The sequence below is a fragment of the Halomicrobium zhouii genome (assembly GCF_900114435.1).
GTDB lineage: Archaea > Halobacteriota > Halobacteria > Halobacteriales > Haloarculaceae > Halomicrobium > Halomicrobium zhouii.
Genome location: NZ_FOZK01000001.1, coordinates 1205245 through 1223815, shown reverse-complemented (window position 1 = coordinate 1223815; position 18571 = coordinate 1205245). Strand labels below are relative to the sequence as shown.

Sequence of the window (18571 nt, the reverse complement as noted above, 5' to 3'; positions counted from 1 at the left end):
GGTCGCCAGTCGGTAGGTCCGTCGCCGTTCGCCTGGTCGTTCGCCGCGAACCCGGCGAACTGGTGGGTCTTCGTGACCCGTTCTATCCCGGGCGTCGTCGAGCGGTCGCTGTAGATGCGCCCCGCGAGCGAGAGTCATCCGTTGGCCGAGTTCTGGTCCCAGAAGCGGTACGGTACCCGCGGTCGAAGTCGAGCCAGAGGCGCGTCTCGTCGCCGGGCGACCCGAGCGAGGCCGAAACGGACGACGTCGAGACGGCCGAACTCGCGATGGGAATTCGTCACCGCGAACATCCCATCGGGGCGGTTCAGTTCCACCCCGAGTCCGTGCTGACGGCGGTGGGCCACGACGTCGTCCGATACCTCCTGGAGACGGTCTGAGTACGCCCTCCAGCGGGCTACCGAACGGACGATCATCGTGGCGCGTCGGTACCGACCCTTCCCGAGCAGCCGTCCACTCGGCGCTCGACGGCGGTCGAACGCGCAGGGCCGGCGGATCCGTAACCGGCCACCGAAGGGCTAGAATAGACTTTTTGTGGTGGCCGCCAAATAAACGTGAATACCGTTGGTGAGCGTGTGAAGGAGGAACGCGACGACCGGACCGGGTACGACGTGGTCGACCAGGCACCGGTCGGTATCACGATATGCGATCCCTCACAGGAGGGACTGCCGGTCGTGTACGTGAACGACCGGTTCGTGGAGCTGACCGGCTACGACCGGTCCGAACTCGTCGGGCGAGACTGGCCCTCCTTGCAGGGACCGGAAACCAGCACGGCCCGGATCGCCGAGGTCTGCGAGGCGGTCGAAGCGCAGGAGACCGAGACGGCCGAACTCCTGCTCTACAGGGCCGACGGCGAGCCGTTCTGGAGCCGGGTGCGCGTCGCACCCCTGTGCGACGACGACGGGAACCTGCAGAAGTACGTCGGCTTCCACGAGGACGTGACCGACGAGCGACGGCGCGAGGGGACGCTCGAAGCTCTCCACGGCGTCGCCACCCGCCTGCAGAACGAGGGGACGGTCGACGCCGTCTGTGAGCGGACAGTCAGTGCGGCCGCCAGCATCCTCGACTTCGAGATCTGTACCGTGATGATCCGGGACGGGGAGTGGCTCGTCCCGCGCGCGATGTCGGACCAGGCCCCGCCGGACGGCAGCCGCAAGATGGCGCTCGACCACGGACTCGCCGGTGCGACCTACCAGTCGGGGAAGTCGACGGTCATCGACGAGATAAGCGAGGACGACGTGAGCGACCCCGCGAACGACACCTACCGGTCGGGCATGAGCGTCCCCATCGGTGAGCACGGCGTGTTCCAGGTCGTCCACGTGGAACCCAATGGATTCGACGAACAGGACCTCGAACTGGCGGAACTGCTCGTCACGCACACCGCCTCGGCTATCGGCCGGCTGGAACGCGAACGAGAGCTCGAACGGCAAAACGAGCGCCTCGAGTCGTTCGTGGACGTCGTGAGCCACGACCTCCGGAACCCGCTGAGCGTCGTCAAAGGATCACTGGAACTGGCCCGGGAGACGGGCGACGACGAGCACTTCCAGCGTGCCCGGGGAGCGATCGACCGCATGGACCAGCTGATCGAGGACCTGCTCACGCTGGCCCGCCACGGCGAACCGGTCGAGGACCTGGTGCCGGTGGATCTGGCGACCCTCGCCCGGGAGAGCTGGACGACCGTCGCGACGGCCGATGCGACGCTCGTCGTCGAGACGAGCCCGACCGTCCACTGTCACGTCGGTCGGATCAGGCAGGTCCTGGAGAACCTGTTCCGCAACGCGGTGGAACACGCGGGCGAGGACGTGACGGTCGCGGTGGGCGGACTCCCCGACGGTACGGGATTCTACGTGGCGGACGACGGCCCCGGGATTCCGGCCGCGGAGCGCGAGGCCGTCTTCCAGAGCGGGTACTCGAAGACCGACGGCGGGACCGGGCTGGGGCTCTCCATCGTCCACCAGTGCGCCGCGGCCCACGGCTGGACGGTCGCCGTGACGGAGAGCGAGGACGGCGGTGCGCGCTTCGAGTTTACCGACGTCGAGGTCGATTCCTGACCCCGTCGGCCGCGACCCACCGGAACGTTGGAGATGACGTGTGCGGACACCCGGTCTCCGGCTACTGTCGCGCCCCGTTCAGTACCGACGCGTCGAGCGCCGCCGCCGCGTTGAGGCGTCCGGCGCCGACGTCCGGTCCCCTCTCGCCGTCGGCGCCCTGTTGTATCGCCTGCATCACGCGGTAGGGATCGACGTCGGGCGCGATGGACCTGACGAGCGCCGCCGTGCCGGCGACCTGCGGCGTCGCCATCGAGGTGCCGAACATCGGTCCGTAGAGGGAGTCCGGGAAACCGGCGCGTTCGGCGAACGGCGACCCCGGCTTGAGCGTGCTGACGATACCGTTGCTGGGATAGGGATACGCGACGTCTGTCGACTCGAAGGACTTCGTCGCCGTCTCGTAGCCGCCGCCAGGCGCGGCGACGTCGAGATAGCTCAGTCCGTAGTGCGAGTAGTAGGCCCGTTCGTCGTTCGGCCCCGTGGCGCCCACCGTCAGCGCCGCCGGGACGAAGCCGGGGTACATGAAATCGCCACCCGCCTGGAAGTTCGCGCCCCCCTCCGACGGGACGGCGTAGTTGCCGGCCGCCTGGACCACGACGGTCCCCGAGTCGACAGCGTGCTGGATTAGCCGACGGCAGGCATCGGCAAGCGCGCTCCCGCGGGCCTCGGGCGGAAACGACCGGACCAGCCCAGCGGGAACTGCCGTGGAGGAGACGACGTCGACGTCGATGCTCGCCGCGTACTCCAGGCCGACGAGTCGACGTGCCAGACTGGACCCTCTCTGCCGGTCGGCCTCCGGCGCCTCGTAGACGTCGCGTATCGAGACCAGTTCGGCGTCCGGCGCAACCCCGGCGACCCCCGCGTCGTTGTCGATCGACGCCGCGGCGATCCCGGCGACGTGGGTACCGTGCCCCTCCACGTCCCGGACCCCACGGTCTTCGATCGATTCCCGGGTCACCACGCGACTGAGGTCCGCGTGAACGTCGAGATCTGGGTGGTCGGCGTAGATACCCGAGTCCAGCAACGCGATCCGGGCCCCCTCGCCGGTCGTGGTCTCGTGGGCTTCCGGCAAGTCGATCAGTGCTTTGTCCCACTGGCTGTCGTAGTACGGTTCGTCGGTGGTTTCGGGGGCGACGGTCGACGATGCTGCGGTCGCTCCGGCGCCGGCGTCGCCATCCGTCGCGTCCGCCGTCGATTCTGGACCGACGAGTTCCCCCTCCGGACCCACGTCCGCGGTCACGTCGACACTCGCCGCTGCGACCCGGCTCGTGGACGCGAGTCGTCCGGTCTTCCCGTCGGGGCCGCGGACGAGCAACACGTCTCCGTCGGCGAGTTCGGTCCGGACGTCGAATCCCTTGCGCGCGACGCGCCGACTGGCGTCGCCGTCGGTGACGACGACGTACCACTGGTCGCCGTCGGCGGCGGTCGCCGTACCAATCGTGGCGGTGAGCGCGAGCGCCGCACCGGTTCGTTCGAGAACGGTCCGTCTGTGAACGGTGTCGTTGTCACTCATGGTCAGACTCACAGGTGTTCGGACCCGGGTGGAAACCCAGCGCGTCGCGACGCGACCGTCGAGAGGAGCGACGACTCGCCGGGGCCTGTCGGACGGACGGAGCGTCGTTCAAAAGAACTACTGTTGTCTAAAGTGGACGTTTGAGTTAAACTAACGGGCCGACTGCCGAATGCGGTGGCGCCTCAGGCAACGGCCAGGGGGACGCCGACCATCCCCAGCAGCCAGATGATGCCGACGACGACGAGTGCGACGAGGACGAGCTTCCAGGCGATCTGGAGTACGAACCGGCCGACCAGGATGACCGCCGCGAGGGCGAGCAAGCCGAGGAGGATCGAGGGAACGGAGCCGAGGGGACCCAGTGTCTGTAGCATACCAGATACTATCCACTCACGAGGCAAGTATCTTGTCGCCGACTGCCGCTTCCATACCTGTCGGGGCCAGCTGGATCGGCCGCAACTATATTATTTTTTATACATCAGTGACCGGACTAACCACCGGGGACTGGACTATCGCAGCCCGGCCGTCGATCGGAAGGTGAGAGCGACGGCCGACGGCATCCGAATTTCCACTGCGAATCGCCCGACTGAACCCGATTTGGTTACCGTCCCGTCCACTTTCAGTCCGGTCTGAACACCATTATTATGCCACCGATAATACCGTTCGTACAGAGCCGAATAACGCGCAGTCGCACCACTCGGAGACGCAGACGTTATCCGCGAGTGATACGAAAGTGTAGCCACGTAAACGCCCCGGACCGAAGGGTTATTGGGTCATCCAGCAGAACACCGTTTCCGTCACAAATGAGAGGAACCTGGTCTACAAGAGAGAAGTATTTCGCCCGGCAGACAGTCGCTGTCGGCAGGAGGAACGAGTAATGAGCGACGCCGACGTCTCCGCCGACGAGATCGACCTGCCGATCAAACGCACTACCGGTGACACGCTCGAGGAACGCCTCACCGGCAACGCGTTTCACAACATCCTGCCCGCCCGATACCTCCGCAAGGACTCGGACGGCGAACTGATCGAGTCCCAGGAGGACCTGTTCGTCCGCGTCGGCCGCAACGTCGCCCTCGCCGAGGCCGTCTTCGAGGCCCGCCGACGGGACACCACGGTCACCGTCACGCCCGACCAGCTCAAGCCCGACCACCCGCGCCGCGACGAACTCGCCGCGGAAGTGTTCGGCGCCGGCACGACCACCGAGGACGACGTCGAGACCGACCTCTCGGTGTACAACGTCAACAAGTTCGCCTACGAGACGGTCGTCCCCGAACTGCCCGAGGACATCCGCGAGCACGTCGAGACGACCGCCGCCGAGTTCCAGGAGGCCATGGAGAAGCTCTCGTTCATGCCCAACTCGCCGACGCTGATGAACGCCGGCGACGAACTCCAGCAGCTCTCGGCCTGCTTCGTCGACTCGCCCGACGACGACATCGACGACATCCACCAGACGGCCAAGGAGGCCGCCCAGGTGTTCCAGTCCGGCGGCGGCATGGGCTACGCGTTCTGGCGCCTGCGCCCCTACGGTGATCCAGTGGGATCGACCGGCGGCATCGCCAGTGGTCCGATCACGTTCATGCGGACGTACGACCAGATGTGCGAGACCATCGCGCAGGGCGGCGCCCGCCGTGGCGCCCAGATGGGCGTCATGCGCGTCTCCCACCCGGACGTCATCCAGTTCATCCACGCCAAGAACAAGGACGTCTCGCTGGCCGAGACGCTCCGACTCAACGACCCCGACGACTACACCCACACCTCCTTCAAGGACGCGCTCAACGAGGCGCGCGAACTCATCACCGACGACGGCCAGGTGCCCAAGCACCTCCGCAACGCCGTCGAGGGCCACCTCTCTAACTTCAACATCTCCGTCGGCATCACCGACGACTTCATGGACGCGCTCCAGAACGGCGAGGAGTTCACGTTCACCAACCCACGCACGGGCGAGCCCCACATCGCCACCGAGCAGACCAAGGAACTCTACGACATGTTCGGCCTCGGCGACGAGGTCGAGGTCGGCGAAGCGCTCTCGATGGACGCCGAACTCCTCTGGGAGCGCATCGTCGAGGGCGCCCACGAGAACGGCGAACCGGGCGTCATCTACCTCGAACGCGTCAACAAGCGACACTCCTTCGACGTCGAGGAACACCCCGACCACCGCATCCTCGCCACGAACCCCTGTGGCGAGCAGCCCCTCGAGGAGTACGAGGCCTGCAACCTCGGCCACATCAACCTCTCGACCATCGCCGACTTCGGCGCACCCGACTGGCGCGTCTGGTCCGAACAGCACGGCGACGAGTACGACTCACTCGAAGACGCCGTCGACGCGTTCCTCGAGGACGCGCTGGACGGCGAGGAACTCGACCGGCGCATCGAACTCGGGACGCGCTTCCTCGAGAACGTCGTCACGATGTCCGATTTCCCGGTCGACAAGATCGAACAGAAGGTCCGCGAGATGCGGAAGATCGGCCTGGGCATCATGGGCCTGGCACAGCTGTACATCCAGCTGGGCGTCAAGTACGGCTCCGACGAGGCCAACGAGATCGCCCGCCAGATCATGACCCGGATCAACCACGGCTCGAAGTGGGCGAGCCACGAACTCGCCGAGCAGCGCGGTCCCTTCTCGGACTGGGAGGACTCCAAGTACGCGAACCCCACCGAGTACCGCGAGTGGTTCGAGGGCCAGACCGGCCTCGACGCCGACGACTGGGCCGAGGGCTTCGCCATCCGCAACCACAACACGACCACCATCGCGCCGACCGGCACGACGTCGATGGTCGGCAACACCACCGGCGGCTGTGAGCCCATCTACAACGTCGCCTACTACAAGAACGTCTCCGACGACGTCCAGGGCGACGAGATGCTCGTCGAGTTCGACGACTACTTCCTCCGCGTGCTGGAGGAGAACGACCTCGACATCGACGCGGTCAAGGAGGAGGCCCAGGAGCAGATGGCCAACAACGAGTTCGACGGCGTCGACGGGCTGACGACCGTCCCCGACGCCGTCGGCGAGCTGTTCGTGACGACGGGGCAGCTGACCCCGAAGCAACACGCGGGCATCCAGTGTGCCTGTCAGCAGGGCGTCGACTCCGCCATCTCGAAGACCGTCAACGCGCCCAACGACTCCACCGTCGAGGACGCCAAGGAAGTGTTCGAGTACATCTACGAACACGGCGGCAAGGGCGTCACCTACTACCGCGACGGCACCCGCTCGAAGCAGGTGCTCACCACGCGTGCGGACAACACGGAGTTCGCGGACATGGACGAGGGCGAGATCGTCGAGCAGATAAAGGAGGTCTTCGGCGGCATCGAAGGGTTCCTCGAGAACGAGGCCGTCCAGGCCGCCATCGACGACTCCGTCGCCGACCTGCTGGAGGTCGCCGACGGCGAGAAGACCGTCTTCGCCGAGAAGCAGACCCGACCGGACGTCCTCCACGGCGTCACCCAGCGCATCGACACGGGCTACGGGAAGCTCTACGTCAACATCAACGAAGACCCCGAACAGGAGCGACCGTTCGAACTGTTCGCCAACATCGGGAACAGTGGCGGCTTCACCGCCTCCTTCACCGAGGCGCTGGCCAAGACCATCTCGACGGCGCTCCGTTCGGGCGTCGACCCCCGCGAGATCGCCGACGAACTCCAGGGCATCCGCTCGCCGAAGGTCGCCTGGGACAAGGGCGAACAGATCCAGTCCATCCCGGACGCCATCGGCACCGCGATGCGCCGGTACCTCGACGGCGAGGTCGACAAGGCCTACCCGCAACAGACCACGCTCGAGGAGACTGCGGACGAAGCAGACGGAGAAGCGGCAGACGACCCGAACCGCCAGTCCCCCTCGCCAGAGACGGACGGCGGCGGCGTCGCAGCCGAGAGCGGCGGGTCCGAGGCCGGTCCGAACGACGCCGACCAGCAGTCCATCATCGACGCCGGCGAGAGCCCCGAGTGCCCCGACTGCGGCGCGATGAGCCTCTACTACTCGGAAGGCTGCAAGACCTGCGAGTCCTGCGGCTGGTCGGAGTGCTAGGAAAAGCGGTGTTTTAGGGCGGTACTTTCTGCGACTCTTTTCGAATTAGCTACCGAGTCAGCGATGCGGGTGCAGATATATCGAACAACTCGAAAGCCCCCGGTTGCTCGTCGGCTGCGACTCGCTGTGCGCACTCACTCCGTTCGTGTGCTTACTTCGTCTCGCTCGACGAGCAACCGGCCCCTTTCAGTCCCACCCTGCCTGCTGTTGCACAGAGCAACAGGAACGTTGACAGCGAATCACCGGACCGTCTGCGACACCCACCCGGTCGCGCCGTTGGGGAACGCCTCCCTCCGGTTTCCGGACTGGAGCGTGCCGTCGGCCTCGACGGCGCGGACGACGACCTCGTGGCGGCTGCCCGGATGTTCGTACTCGTAGGCCCACTGGCGCCAGACGTCATTGCCAGACTGCGTCTGGCTGCTCGTCGAGCTTTGCTCGACGGTGTCGCCGGGGAGGGGGTCGGAGAGTTCGGCTTCGTTCCACGAGCCCCCGCCGTCGGTGGAGACTTCTACTCTGGCGACGCCTCGGGTGCCGGCGTAGGCGTGGCCGGCGACCTGTGTGCGGCCGTCGTCCAGATCGTTGACGGCCCAGAGCTTGGCGACGGTGGTGACGGGGCCGGTGCCGTGCCAGCCGCGTTTCTCCCAGTACCCCTCGGCGTCGCGTTCGAGGAACTCGATCTCGGTGAGCCACTTGACCTGCACCTCGCCCCAGTGGCCGGGGACGAGCGCGCGGAGAGGGAATCCGTGGCCGCGGGGCAGGTCGCGGCCGTTCATCTCGTAGGCCAGGAGGCCGCCGCGGAGGGCCTCGGTCGGGAACACCTGGTAGTAGCCGTCGGCGGCGTGGAGTTTGACGCAGTCGCAGTCGCCGCCGGGGTCGGCCGCGTCGATGAGTTCCTCGGTCGGGACGCCGGTCCAGAGCGCGTTGTCGAGTTTCTGTCCGTTGAGCGAGTCGCCGACGCAGCGCAGGGTCGAGAACTCGGTCCGCTCGTCCATCGACCGGAGGTCGTCGAGCGAGTACGTCGCCGCGGATTCCACCGCGCCCGTGACAGAGAGTGACCAGTCGTCGGGGGCGACCCGAGGGTCGGCGGCGTTGATGTCGACCTGGTAGAAGTCGCGGCTCACGAGCGGTTCGATGCCGGCGACGTCGAGGGAACGTTCGGCCGCCAGTTCGAGGCTCTCGCGGACCGTCTCCGGTGCGTCCGCCGAGAGTGGCTGGTCGGGACGGGTCGACGGGGAGGACCGCGTGATGGCGACCGCCCCGAGTCCGAGCGCGGCGGCGACGCCGCCGACGACGCGACGCCGCACGGGATCTGGGCCCCGCTCGATGCGCGCAGTCGCCACCGGCAGGAACCCGGCCGTGGAAACGACGAGCGCCGCACCGGCGGCCGCACCCGTCGCTGAGGCGAAGTTAACCGTCACCAGGGCGGTGGCCGCCCAGACGAACGCGGCCCCGAGCACCACGGGGACGGCCCGGTTCCGGAGCTGGTCGCCGACGCGCATCGCCAGCCAGACCAGCGCGGCCAGGGCGAGCGCGGTCAGCAGCGACGCGAGCAGCAGGTTCAGTTGCTGGCCGACGCTGCCGAGCCGTTCGATGGCGACAGCGACGACAGGGCCCGGCATCGCACGGGAGAGGAGGCGTTCCAGGGGGGATCCGAGGAACGCGGGCGCGAGCCCGACCGCTGCGTAGGAACCGGCGACGGCACCGACGCCGGCGAGCACGGCCACGAGAGCGTCCGCGACCGCGAGGGAACGGGTCGCCTCGGTCATGGCCGGACCGAAGGGTGTTAGCGACTTAACGGTTCTTCGGATTTCGTTCAGAATTCGACCCCGCAAGAGCCAAGCCGTCGCGAGCCGACGCAGCGACTATGACCGACAGTGGTGGTCGGCCGTGCCCGATGTGCGAGACACCCATGTACCACCGCCACTGCAAGTACGTCTGTCCCGTCCACGGCGTCGTCTACGACTGCGCCGACACGTTCTACTGACCGGCCCAGCTATCAAATCTGGGAACTCACGACCCGAGTTTATAGTAGTCGAGCGGCGACGCTAGTACAATGAACGATGCGGATGGAGGCGAGATTCGCGTCCTCCACGTGGACGACGACGCCGACTTCGCCGAGATGGTAGGAATGCAGTTACGACGCCAGAACGAGGAGATCACGGTCGTCACCGAAACGAACGTCGACGACGGCCTGGCACGCCTCCAGACCGAGGACGTCGACTGCGTCGTCAGCGACCACGACATGCCCGGGAAGGACGGCCTCGCGTTCCTCAGAGCGGTGCGCGAGGCCTATCCGGAGTTGCCGTTCGTCCTCTTCACGGGGAAGGGGAGCGAAGAGATAGCCAGCGACGCCATCTCCGCGGGCGTCACGGAGTACCTCCAGAAGGAGACGGGGACCGACCAGTACGCGGTGCTGGCGAACCGCATCGAACAGGCCGTCTCGTCCGACCGGGCCAAGCGCGCGCTCGAGGAGTCCGAGCGACGGCTCTCGACGCTCATCTCGAACCTGCCGGGGATGGTCTACCGGTGCCGGAACGAGCGCGGGTGGCCGATGACGTTCGTGAGCGACGGGGCGGCGGCGCTCACCGGATACTCGGCCGACGCCATCGAGTCTGGCGACGTCAGCTGGAACGACGACGTCATACGCGAGGCCGACCGCGAAGCGGTGTGGGAGCGGGTCCAGACCGCCGTCCGCGCTGACGAACCGTTCGAGGTGACCTACCGCATCGAGACCGCCGACGGCGAGGAACGCTGGGTGTGGGAGCGGGGTCGTACCGTCGAGTCGGCCGAGGAGTCGGGCGCTATCGAGGGGTTCGTCACCGACATCACGGCCAGGAAAGAGCGCGAGCGCGAACTCGAGGACGAACGAGAGTTCACGGAAGACGTCCTCAACTCCCTGTCGGACGTCTTCTTCGTCGTCGGGACGGACGGCAGCCTCCGGCGCTGGAACGACAGGGTCAACGAGGTGACGGGCTACACCGACGAACAGATCGCTGCCAGCGACGCCATCGAGTTCTTCGCCGAGGCGGACAGGCCGAAGGCGCGCCAGGCGTTCGGTCGGGCCTTCGACGGCGAGCGAGTGCAGTTCGAGGGGACCGTCGAACCGATCGACGGCGAGGCGATCCCGTTCGAATTTCGCGGGACGGCGCTGACCGACGCCGACGGCGAGGTCGTCGGCGTCAGCGGCGTCGGTCGGGACGTCTCGGAGCGGAAGACCCAGCAGCGCGAACTCGAAGCCTTCGCCAGCCTCGTGAGTCACGACCTCCGCAACCCGCTCAACGTCGTCCAGGGGCGCGTCCAGCTCGCACTGGAGAGCGGCTCCGTCGAGAACCTGGCGGCCGCCAGCGACGCCGCCGACCGGATGGAACGGCTCATCGACGACGTGGTCCGGCTGACGCGCCAGGGTCACGATATCGGCGACGTCGAGCCAGTCGAGGTGGCCGACGTCGCGGCCGAGGCGTGGGACAAGCTCGAGGCAGACGGGTCGTCACTGACGGTGGAGACGGCCCGGACCGTCGAGGCGAATCCCGACCGCTTCCGCGAACTCCTCGCGGAACTCTTCCAGAACGCGGTCCAACACGGCGCGGACGACGATGGGGGTGTCTCGGTCCGGGTCGGCGACACCGACGGCGGATTCTTCGTCGCCGACGACGGGGCCGGTATCGACCCCGACCGCCGCCCGGACGTGTTCGACGAGGGGTACACGACCAGCACGGACGGCACAGGACTCGGTCTGCCACTCGTCGAGCGCATCGCCGCGGCTCACGGCTGGACCGTCACGGTCGCAGAGAGCGAGCGCGAGGAGGGTGCTCGCTTCGAGATAACAGTTTAGGAGGGCTGGTCCCGCCAGACGTGCCGATACGTCGGCCCGGCCAGGACGAGCAACGCGACCGCGGCGGAGCCGACGACCACGTGGAGGCCGGCCCCGAGCCCCTGCATCGAGAGCTGACGCATCGACGCGCCCGCGAGGACTTCCAGGACGACCCACGGAACTTCTCCGACGAACGTTCCGGCGACGAACGCGCGCGTGGACACGCCGGAGACGCCCGCACCGTAGGAGACAGGGTCGGCGGGAATCGGCGAGAGACGAGCTGCGAGCACGCCCCGCGTCGCACCGGTGACCTCGACCACCCGACGGCCGGCGGCACCGAGCCGGTCGACGATCGTCTCTGGGGAGTCTTCCGGGTCGTCCACGCCGACGTAGCGAGCGAAGAGGAACGGCGGGACGCACGTCAGGGTCGCGCCGACGAGGGCGACCGGGACGCCGTACGTGACACCGAGGACGTAGCCGACGAGCGCGGAGATAGGGCTGATCGGCCAGGCGAACAGCGGGCGGACCAGGTAGAGGACGACGAGCGCGCCGCCGAAGAGGACGGGACGCGTCGAGAGTCCGGCCAGTTCGGCGAGCAGGCGCGCCGGCGAGAGGAGAATCGTCGCCACGAGCGCGACGCCGACGAGCAGGACCGACCCCGCAACCTGGCGCCGCGACAGCCAGTTCATCGAGTGAACACGGCGTACGGATCGTCAAACCTCTTGTGGTCTCCCGGGTCCGAGCCGTCCCAAACGCTTAATTCCGGCGGCGGCGTCGCTCCCGGTCGTGACGGACGACGACCGCATCGAACTCGGCCTCGAACTGCTCGCCCACCTCGAGCACGGCGAGCTCTCCGTCAAGGAGGCGATGGACCGCATCGAGATCGTCACGACGAGTCCGCAGTTGCAGCGTGACATTCTCGACGAGGCGGCCCGTCGTGGCGTGGTCGAGCGCGAGGGCGGGACGGTCCGACCGGTCGCGGACGGGACGTACGTGAGTTTCGAGAGCGACGTCGTCGTGAAAGAAGGCGAGTTCTCCTGTCAGCGCTGCGGCGCCGGCATCTCCGAGGGCCACTTCGTCCAGTTCGACGCCGACGAGATGGGGCCGTTCGGGTCGACGTGTATCAGAAAGGTGCTCGGCCGGGAGTGAGAGGGAGACCCGGTCACCGACCGCGGCGGAGTTCCTCGATGAGCTGCTTGACGGTGCGCTGTTGCTGCTCGAGGAGTTCGTTCTGCTGTTCGACCGCAGCCGTCAGCTCTTCGAGCTGGTCGGTGACGGCGTCGAGGTCGTCGCTGCTGGCGGCCGTGGACTCCGCGGCGGTGCTCGCGGCGTCGGCGGCCGACTCCAGGTCGACGGTCGAGGCGGCGGTCTGGGTGGACTGGCCGGCCGAGGAGTCGCGCTCCCGCGCCGACGTCGATGCGGTCCCGCCGCCGGACTGCCCGGCCGCCGGTTCTGGCTCGGACTCGGCCGCCTCGTCGTCGTCCGAGTCGCTGACGAGCGGGTCGATGCCCGAATCGAGACCGAGGCCGCTGGAGTGGTCGTCGCTCTCGTCGGCGTTGGGATCCTCGGTCTCGACGGCGATCTTCCGGTTGAGCGCATCGAGCGAGTCGACCTCGTGGTAGTCGAACAGCGCCTCCTGGAGGGTCCGGCGGACGACGCCGGCCTGCTCGTTGGGGGCCTTGATGCGTTCGGGGCGCCCGCCGGCCTCGATGACGACGGCCGTCGCGACGCTGCCGTCCTCGAAGTGCAGGCCCGTCACGTCGTCGTAGTCGTACACCTCGAAGTCGCCGTCCCAGGTGTAGCTGCCGACGTGCTTGAGGACGCGCTGCTGGGCGACGACGAGCGTGAGTTCGCTGAAGCGGAAGACGCCCGTCACGGACTCGTCGTCGTCGAGCACGCCCTCGATTCGGAGGTTGCTCTCGACGAGTCGTTCGAGCACCGGGTCGGTCCGGTTGCCCGGGACGGTGAACTTCTCCTCCCGGTCGACGTAGGTCATCGTGTACTTGGTCTTGCGCCGGCCTTCGGAGACAGCGAGCCGTTCGAAGTCGTGTGCGTACTCCGAGACGCCTTCGTCACTCAGGAGCCCCTCACTCCGGTAGACGAGCGATCGCGTCGGGGTGAAACAGATCGCGTCATCGTCACCGAGCGACACCCCAGCCTGAATCTCCTCGTCCCCGAGCGACTGCCGGACGAGGTCTGGTACGTCCATGCTCATGAGGTACTCGTCCGGTGTCTTAAATCCGCGGGTGAAACACCACGACCGAAGCCCGGTCTCGACGGTCGAACGAGGCGACCGACCGACCCCTCGAACGCCGGCGATTTCCGGTTCCATCGGGTTCGCGGCTCGACCTGGAGGCGGGCCACGAGACCGACTGACGGAGCGCCCCTCAATGAGAACGTTAAAGGCGACCTCCGGCCAACCACTGATTGCACCCGCGCCCGGGTGGCTTAGCTGGACATAGCGCCGCACTCATAGGGTCGTCAGACTCGCGCGGCACCATTCCGGCATGTCTCGGTGGGCTTTCGTCGAGCCTGTGACCTGGGGCATGCGGAGATCGAGGGTTCGGAGCCCTCCCCGGGCATTTTCCAAAGTCGCGAACGCCAGTGAGCGACTGCCACGGAAAATGCCCGGGGAGACGCGACGAACCCGTAGGTCTTGGCGAGCGAAGCGAGCCAAGGCTCGAAAAACGAGCGGAGCGAGGTTTTCGGTGGTTCGGAGCCCGGTAGGCCCTGCCCAGGCGTCCCCCTAGCCGAACGATTCACGAACGCCAGTGAGCGACTGCTGCGGAAATGCCCGGGGAGACGCGACGAACCCGTAGGTCTTGGCGAGCGAAGCGAGCCAAGGCTCGAAAACCGAGCGAAGCGAGTCTTCCGGTGGTTCCGGAGCCCCCCGTGCACGATACCGTTCGACCGGGCTCGTGTGGCGACGGACGTGAAACCGGCCCCTCTCTCACGTGAGAGTTCATCCGAGGAGGTTCTGGAGCGTCAGGACGACGAAGAGAGCGATGACCGCCTCGGAGATGATCCAGGTGTTGTCGTTCATCCAGTCACGAATCTTCGGAAGGACGAGCTCCGCCCGCCTGCCGAGGACGAGCACGCCGAGCGAAGGAAGCGCGAGCATGAAGAGCGTGAGCGAGACGAATCCGGCCGCGTCCGTCACCGGGTCGGCGTTCGCCGCGAGGAACGTTCCGACGCTGATCGAGGTGACGACGTTGGTCGGGAAGACGCCCAGCAGGAGGAATCCCAGCCTGAACGAGAACCCGGGTGTCGCGTTCGTCAGCTTCCCCATCCACTTCGGCGGCTCCGACACCTCCCGCTTTCGGTACGTGTCGACTGCGGCGTAGAAGAGGAGCACCAGGACGGCGAGGTAGAGCAGTTGCCGTGCGCTCGCACCCAACAGTCCGCCACCGCCACCGAGACTGCTCCCCAGCAGGTATGCGATGGAGACGACGAGACTGATAGAGAGGGCCGCACCGAAGACGTAGGCCGCCGAGTTGGTCCGCCATCGCTCACTCGTCGCGAGAAAGATGGACGAGAGTATCTGTGGTCCCGCGATCATCACGATGGCCAGGGGGAGCACTTCGACGAAGCTCACGGTTCGTTCTCACCGGAGTTAGATCCAGCATCACCGGTCAGCTGTGCGACGCGGACGATCGCTCTGTCGTGTGTCATCGTTCGAAAGTCGCGCGTTCGTTCGGGCCGGCCACCGACTGTCGCCCGGGGAGCGTTCCACGTGCTCTCTCGACCGGCAGTGCCGTTTACTATCGCCGAAGTAACAACTCTTCGGCCGACTCCCGTCGTGACGGGTGCCGCTCCCGGGTGCGCCAGGTGACGGTGTACCGGTCCGTGAGCCGCCCAGGCCCGGGTCTCGAACCTCCGAGCGGCCGACGGAGCCAGTGCACGGACGGCGGGTTCGATGGCGGTCATCCGGGCGACCTGTCTTCGGAGTCCGAGTCAGGTGACGCGCCCGGGTCGCCCGTCGTCCGCTGTACGTACTCGTCGAGGGTCGGTCCCGACGCGAGGGTCACCCGTTCTCGCTCCGGATGCGCCAGGATCGGGAGGATGTACTGCATGAAAGCGACGATTGCCACGAGCAGAAGGGGGCCGAGAAAGATGCCGTACCAGCCGAACAGCGCGGGACCGAGGAGGTAGGCGAACATGACGAGTGCGGTCGCGAACATCCGCCCCGAGAGGTACGGTCGGATGTACGTCCGCACGACGTTGTCGAAGGCGATCGTCATGACGAGGAGAAACGCGATCGGGTACCAGAGCAGCGCCGGGTCGGTCGAGACGGCCTGAATCCCGAGGACCACCGCGATGAAGAGGTAGACGATGGACCGGCCGACCAGTGGGACGAGCGTGAAGACGCCGGTGACGACGCCGAACAGCACCAGCGACGGGATCGCGAGCGTCCCGGGGGCGAACGCGTTGAACGCCGTGTAGATGACCGTCGAGAGGATCACGATGGCAAAGATGGTCATCGTGTAGCCGAAGTAGACGGACTTCAGTCCCGCGTCGACGCGACAGAAGTATCCGGTCGCGAGGCTCTCCTCGTCGAAGATTTCGGTGCTGAACCAGTCTGCGAGGCGTCGGTCGTTGACGAGCAGGAAGAAGGCGAGCAGGATGGAGAGGAACAGATTGTAGAGGACGGAACCGACGAGGCCGATGGTGCCGGTGACGGCCCCGACGGCCGATTGGACCGACGGTTCCTGGACCAGAACGATGACCGTTTCGTAGACCTCTTCGGGGGTGTCCGGGAGGGCGGGGATCCGGAACGGAAGCTGGTCGAGTATCACCTGCACCGGCACGCCGGACACCGCGTCCACGAACTGGCCGAGCGCGACGAGCAGGAACGCGGTGAAGAAGACGACGAAGGGGACGACGATGAGGAGTATCGTCGCGAGGGCGGCCAGGCCCGTCGAACCGACGCGAGGTTCGAGTCGGCGCGAAACCGGCCGCGCGACGTAGTAGGCGAACAGGCCGAACACGATCCACGGGAGGTACGCGTACCCGACGTAGGCGACGACGCCGAGGAAGACGACGCCGAGAATCCACCAGGCGAGGTGTTTCCGCGCGAGCAAGACCCGAACGGGGTTCGACGACGGTCGGTCGACGGACATGTGTTGGATATCCAACTCGAATGGGCATAAACGGGTGCCCCAGTTGTGAGCATACTGGATGCCAGCGCCGGACGGAACGACTGCCCCTCGTTTCCCGCGGGGACGACGACCTCGTCCCGTCCCTCGGGCCAGTCCGTCACCACCGTGCGACGAACGGGGGCACTGTCGCCGCTCGAATACCGCTCCGAGAGGGGATGACCGCTGCGGGACACCGAAATGGGCAGGTCGGGCGTGACCGGGACCGGGACACGGCGACAGCGAGAATCCCGTCCTATCGCCGATTCCGGCCGTCCTCACCCGTCCGCGCCGTCCACCGCGGCCGCGTACCCCTCGACACCGGCCCGGAACACCGAGCGGAAGCGCTCGAGGTCCATATCGACCGCGACTGACGCGTTCGGCTCGGCGTCGCGGACCCCGTACTGGTCGCAGACGACGGCGCCGTGGGAGGGACCGCCGGTGGTGTCGACCTCGCAGAAGTACTCCTCGAAGGAGAGGACGCCGGGGTCGACGAGATCGGCCGCGACGGCGGCGTCGTGGACCGCCAGTCGGTCCTGCCCGACGCCCTGGGCCGCCTCGGGGTAGCCGATCCAGTCGGCGACGACGCCGAAGCCGCCGCCCCGCTCTCCGTACGAATCGATCGTCTCGGGCGCTGGCGAGGCGCCGTTGGTGACGTCGAGGCCGACCATCTTCGCCTCGGCGTCCTGGATAACGCGGCTGGCCGCGGCCGGGTCGTTGTGGAAGTTGGCCTCGGCGGCCGGGGTGACGTTGCCGCTCTGGAAGGCCGCGCCACCCATCAGGTAGATGTCGTCGACCATCTCGGGGAGGGCCGGCTCCTTCGCCAGTGCTATCGCGAGGTTGGTGAGGGGGCCGACGGCGGCGATAGTCAGGTCGTCGCCGTGTTCGCGGGCCTGTTCGACGATGAAGTCGGCGCCGTGCTGGTCGACGGGCTCGGAGGTCGGGTCCGGGAGGTCGCCGCGGAGGCCGCCCTCGCCGTGGATCCACTCGGCCGTGGTGAGGTCGTCGACGAGCGGACGCTCGCAGCCGCGCGCGACCGGGACGTCGAAGCCGCCGTGGTCGAGGATCGCGAGGGCGTTCCGGGTCGTGTTGGTGACGGTGGAGTTGCCACAGACCGTCGAGAGACCCACCACGTCGACGGCGTCGTGGCCCAGCGCCATGGCGAGCATCACCGCGTCGTCACACCCGGGGTCGGTGTCGAACAGGACGTTTCGCGTCATCGATTCCCTGAAAGTACCAGTCTCCGACGGTTAACAGTGGCGTCCGGCGGACTCCGGATGGGGGAGCCAGCGCCGCCGACTCACCAGCCCTCGAACTTGTCCCGGCGGTAGAAGTCGAGTTCCTGGACGACGTTCGGGGGCTCCTGTTCGGCGGCGAAGGCGATGGCCTCGGCGACGTCCTCGGGTTCGGCGGCCTCGTCGGGCGAGAGGACGTCCTCCGAGGCCTGGTCGTCCTCGGAGCCGAACTCCGTACGGACCTCGGTCGGGTTGACGACCGTGACGCCGACGCCGTCGGAGCCCACACTGCCGGCCAGGGACTTTGCGAACCCGCGGGCCCACCACTTGGTGGCGGCGTACACCGGGTTGCCCGGGCGGGGGTACTGACCGGCCATGCTGGCGAGGACGACGAGGATGCCGTCGGTCTCCCGGAGGTGGGGAATCGACTCGCGGGCGGTGAAGAACAGCCCCTCGCAGTTGACGTCCATCATCTGCCGGAAGGCGTCGGTCTCCATCTCCTCGACAGACCCCTCGCGGGCGAGGCCGGCGTTGGCGACGACGGTGTCGAGGCGGCCGAACTCCGCGGCCGCGGCTTCCACCAGGTCGGCGACCTGCTCGTCGTCGGTGACGTCGGCCGTGTGGACGAGGACGTCGACCCCGTACTCCTCGCGAAGCGTCTCGGCCAGTTCCTGGAGCCGTTCCTCGCGGCGCGCCGAGATGGTGACGTCGGCGCCGCGGCTGGCGAGTGCGTGTGCAGTGGCGCGGCCGATACCCGAACTCGCCCCGGTGATCAGGGCGCTCGTCTCCGCCAGAGTGCTCATGCCAGGGGTGA

The 18571-nt window shown here is 67.3% G+C and carries 14 protein-coding genes, 1 tRNA gene and 1 pseudogene; 7 read left to right on the top strand and 9 right to left on the bottom strand.

Going from position 1 to position 18571, the window contains the following annotated elements:
• Positions 1–257: 257 nt before the first annotated feature.
• Together BM337_RS05605 and BM337_RS05600 are read left to right on the top strand one after the other, a co-directional pair.
• Positions 258–377, top strand: a pseudogene (locus tag BM337_RS05605) (glutamine amidotransferase-related protein); the annotation flags it as partial.
• Between the two features lie 195 nt (positions 378–572).
• A complete protein-coding gene (locus tag BM337_RS05600) occupies positions 573–2048 on the top strand; it encodes a receiver/sensor box histidine kinase (RefSeq protein ID WP_177227195.1) in 1476 nt (491 codons plus the stop codon).
• Positions 2049–2109: 61 nt separating this feature from the next.
• Here the strand turns inward: BM337_RS05600 and BM337_RS05595 are convergent, their stop codons facing one another.
• Positions 2110–3558 carry a S8 family peptidase gene (locus tag BM337_RS05595; protein ID WP_089814719.1) on the bottom strand — a complete coding sequence of 483 codons (1449 nt, stop codon included), beginning with the start codon at positions 3556–3558 and terminating at the stop codon, positions 2110–2112.
• 182 nt (positions 3559–3740) lie between these two features.
• A complete protein-coding gene (locus tag BM337_RS05590) occupies positions 3741–3929 on the bottom strand; it encodes a DUF8029 family protein (RefSeq protein ID WP_089814717.1) in 189 nt (62 codons plus the stop codon).
• Positions 3930–4432: 503 nt separating this feature from the next.
• Between BM337_RS05590 and BM337_RS05585 the strand changes: the two genes are divergently transcribed.
• On the top strand, positions 4433–7576 hold the full coding sequence (locus tag BM337_RS05585) for an adenosylcobalamin-dependent ribonucleoside-diphosphate reductase (RefSeq protein ID WP_089814716.1): 3144 nt from the start codon (positions 4433–4435) through the stop codon (positions 7574–7576).
• A gap of 239 nt (positions 7577–7815) precedes the next feature.
• Here the strand turns inward: BM337_RS05585 and BM337_RS05580 are convergent, their stop codons facing one another.
• Positions 7816–9342 carry a molybdopterin-dependent oxidoreductase gene (locus tag BM337_RS05580; protein ID WP_089814714.1) on the bottom strand — a complete coding sequence of 509 codons (1527 nt, stop codon included), beginning with the start codon at positions 9340–9342 and terminating at the stop codon, positions 7816–7818.
• A gap of 98 nt (positions 9343–9440) precedes the next feature.
• On the opposite strand from BM337_RS05580, the gene BM337_RS21810 reads away from it, so the two are divergent.
• Positions 9441–9560: an HVO_2523 family zinc finger protein gene (locus tag BM337_RS21810; protein ID WP_342713951.1), complete on the top strand. Its 120-nt coding sequence runs from the start codon at positions 9441–9443 to the stop codon at positions 9558–9560.
• Positions 9561–9629: 69 nt separating this feature from the next.
• A complete protein-coding gene (locus BM337_RS05575; RefSeq protein WP_089814713.1) occupies positions 9630–11408 on the top strand; it encodes a hybrid sensor histidine kinase/response regulator in 1779 nt (592 codons plus the stop codon).
• Here the strand turns inward: BM337_RS05575 and BM337_RS05570 are convergent.
• The gene (locus BM337_RS05570) at positions 11405–12076 is read right to left on the bottom strand and encodes a TVP38/TMEM64 family protein (protein WP_089814711.1); all 672 of its coding nucleotides are present in this window, start codon (positions 12074–12076) and stop codon (positions 11405–11407) included. The two genes, BM337_RS05575 and BM337_RS05570, sit on opposite strands and share 4 nt — an antisense overlap.
• 97 nt (positions 12077–12173) lie before the next feature.
• Between BM337_RS05570 and BM337_RS05565 the strand changes: the two genes are divergently transcribed.
• The gene (locus BM337_RS05565) at positions 12174–12536 is read left to right on the top strand and encodes a DUF5830 family protein (RefSeq protein WP_177227192.1); all 363 of its coding nucleotides are present in this window, start codon (positions 12174–12176) and stop codon (positions 12534–12536) included.
• Positions 12537–12549: 13 nt separating this feature from the next.
• Here the strand turns inward: BM337_RS05565 and BM337_RS05560 are convergent, their stop codons facing one another.
• A complete protein-coding gene (locus BM337_RS05560) occupies positions 12550–13596 on the bottom strand; it encodes a DUF7115 domain-containing protein (protein ID WP_089814706.1) in 1047 nt (348 codons plus the stop codon).
• A 228-nt stretch (positions 13597–13824) separates the two neighbouring features.
• Between BM337_RS05560 and BM337_RS05555 the strand changes: the two genes are divergently transcribed.
• Positions 13825–13969, top strand: a tRNA-Met gene (locus tag BM337_RS05555).
• A gap of 380 nt (positions 13970–14349) precedes the next feature.
• Here the strand turns inward: BM337_RS05555 and BM337_RS05550 are convergent.
• The 4 genes from BM337_RS05550 to BM337_RS05535 form a co-directional block, all read right to left on the bottom strand.
• Entirely contained in the window at positions 14350–14982 is a 633-nt protein-coding gene (locus BM337_RS05550) for a GAP family protein (protein ID WP_089814704.1), read from the bottom strand.
• Positions 14983–15310: 328 nt separating this feature from the next.
• Positions 15311–16507, bottom strand: a complete 1197-nt coding sequence (locus BM337_RS05545) for an AI-2E family transporter (RefSeq protein WP_089814702.1) — start codon at positions 16505–16507, stop codon at positions 15311–15313.
• 293 nt (positions 16508–16800) lie between these two features.
• The gene (locus BM337_RS05540) at positions 16801–17742 is read right to left on the bottom strand and encodes a nucleoside hydrolase (RefSeq protein ID WP_089814700.1); all 942 of its coding nucleotides are present in this window, start codon (positions 17740–17742) and stop codon (positions 16801–16803) included.
• An 80-nt stretch (positions 17743–17822) separates the two neighbouring features.
• A complete protein-coding gene (locus tag BM337_RS05535; protein WP_089814698.1) occupies positions 17823–18560 on the bottom strand; it encodes an SDR family oxidoreductase in 738 nt (245 codons plus the stop codon).
• Positions 18561–18571 lie beyond the last annotated feature (11 nt).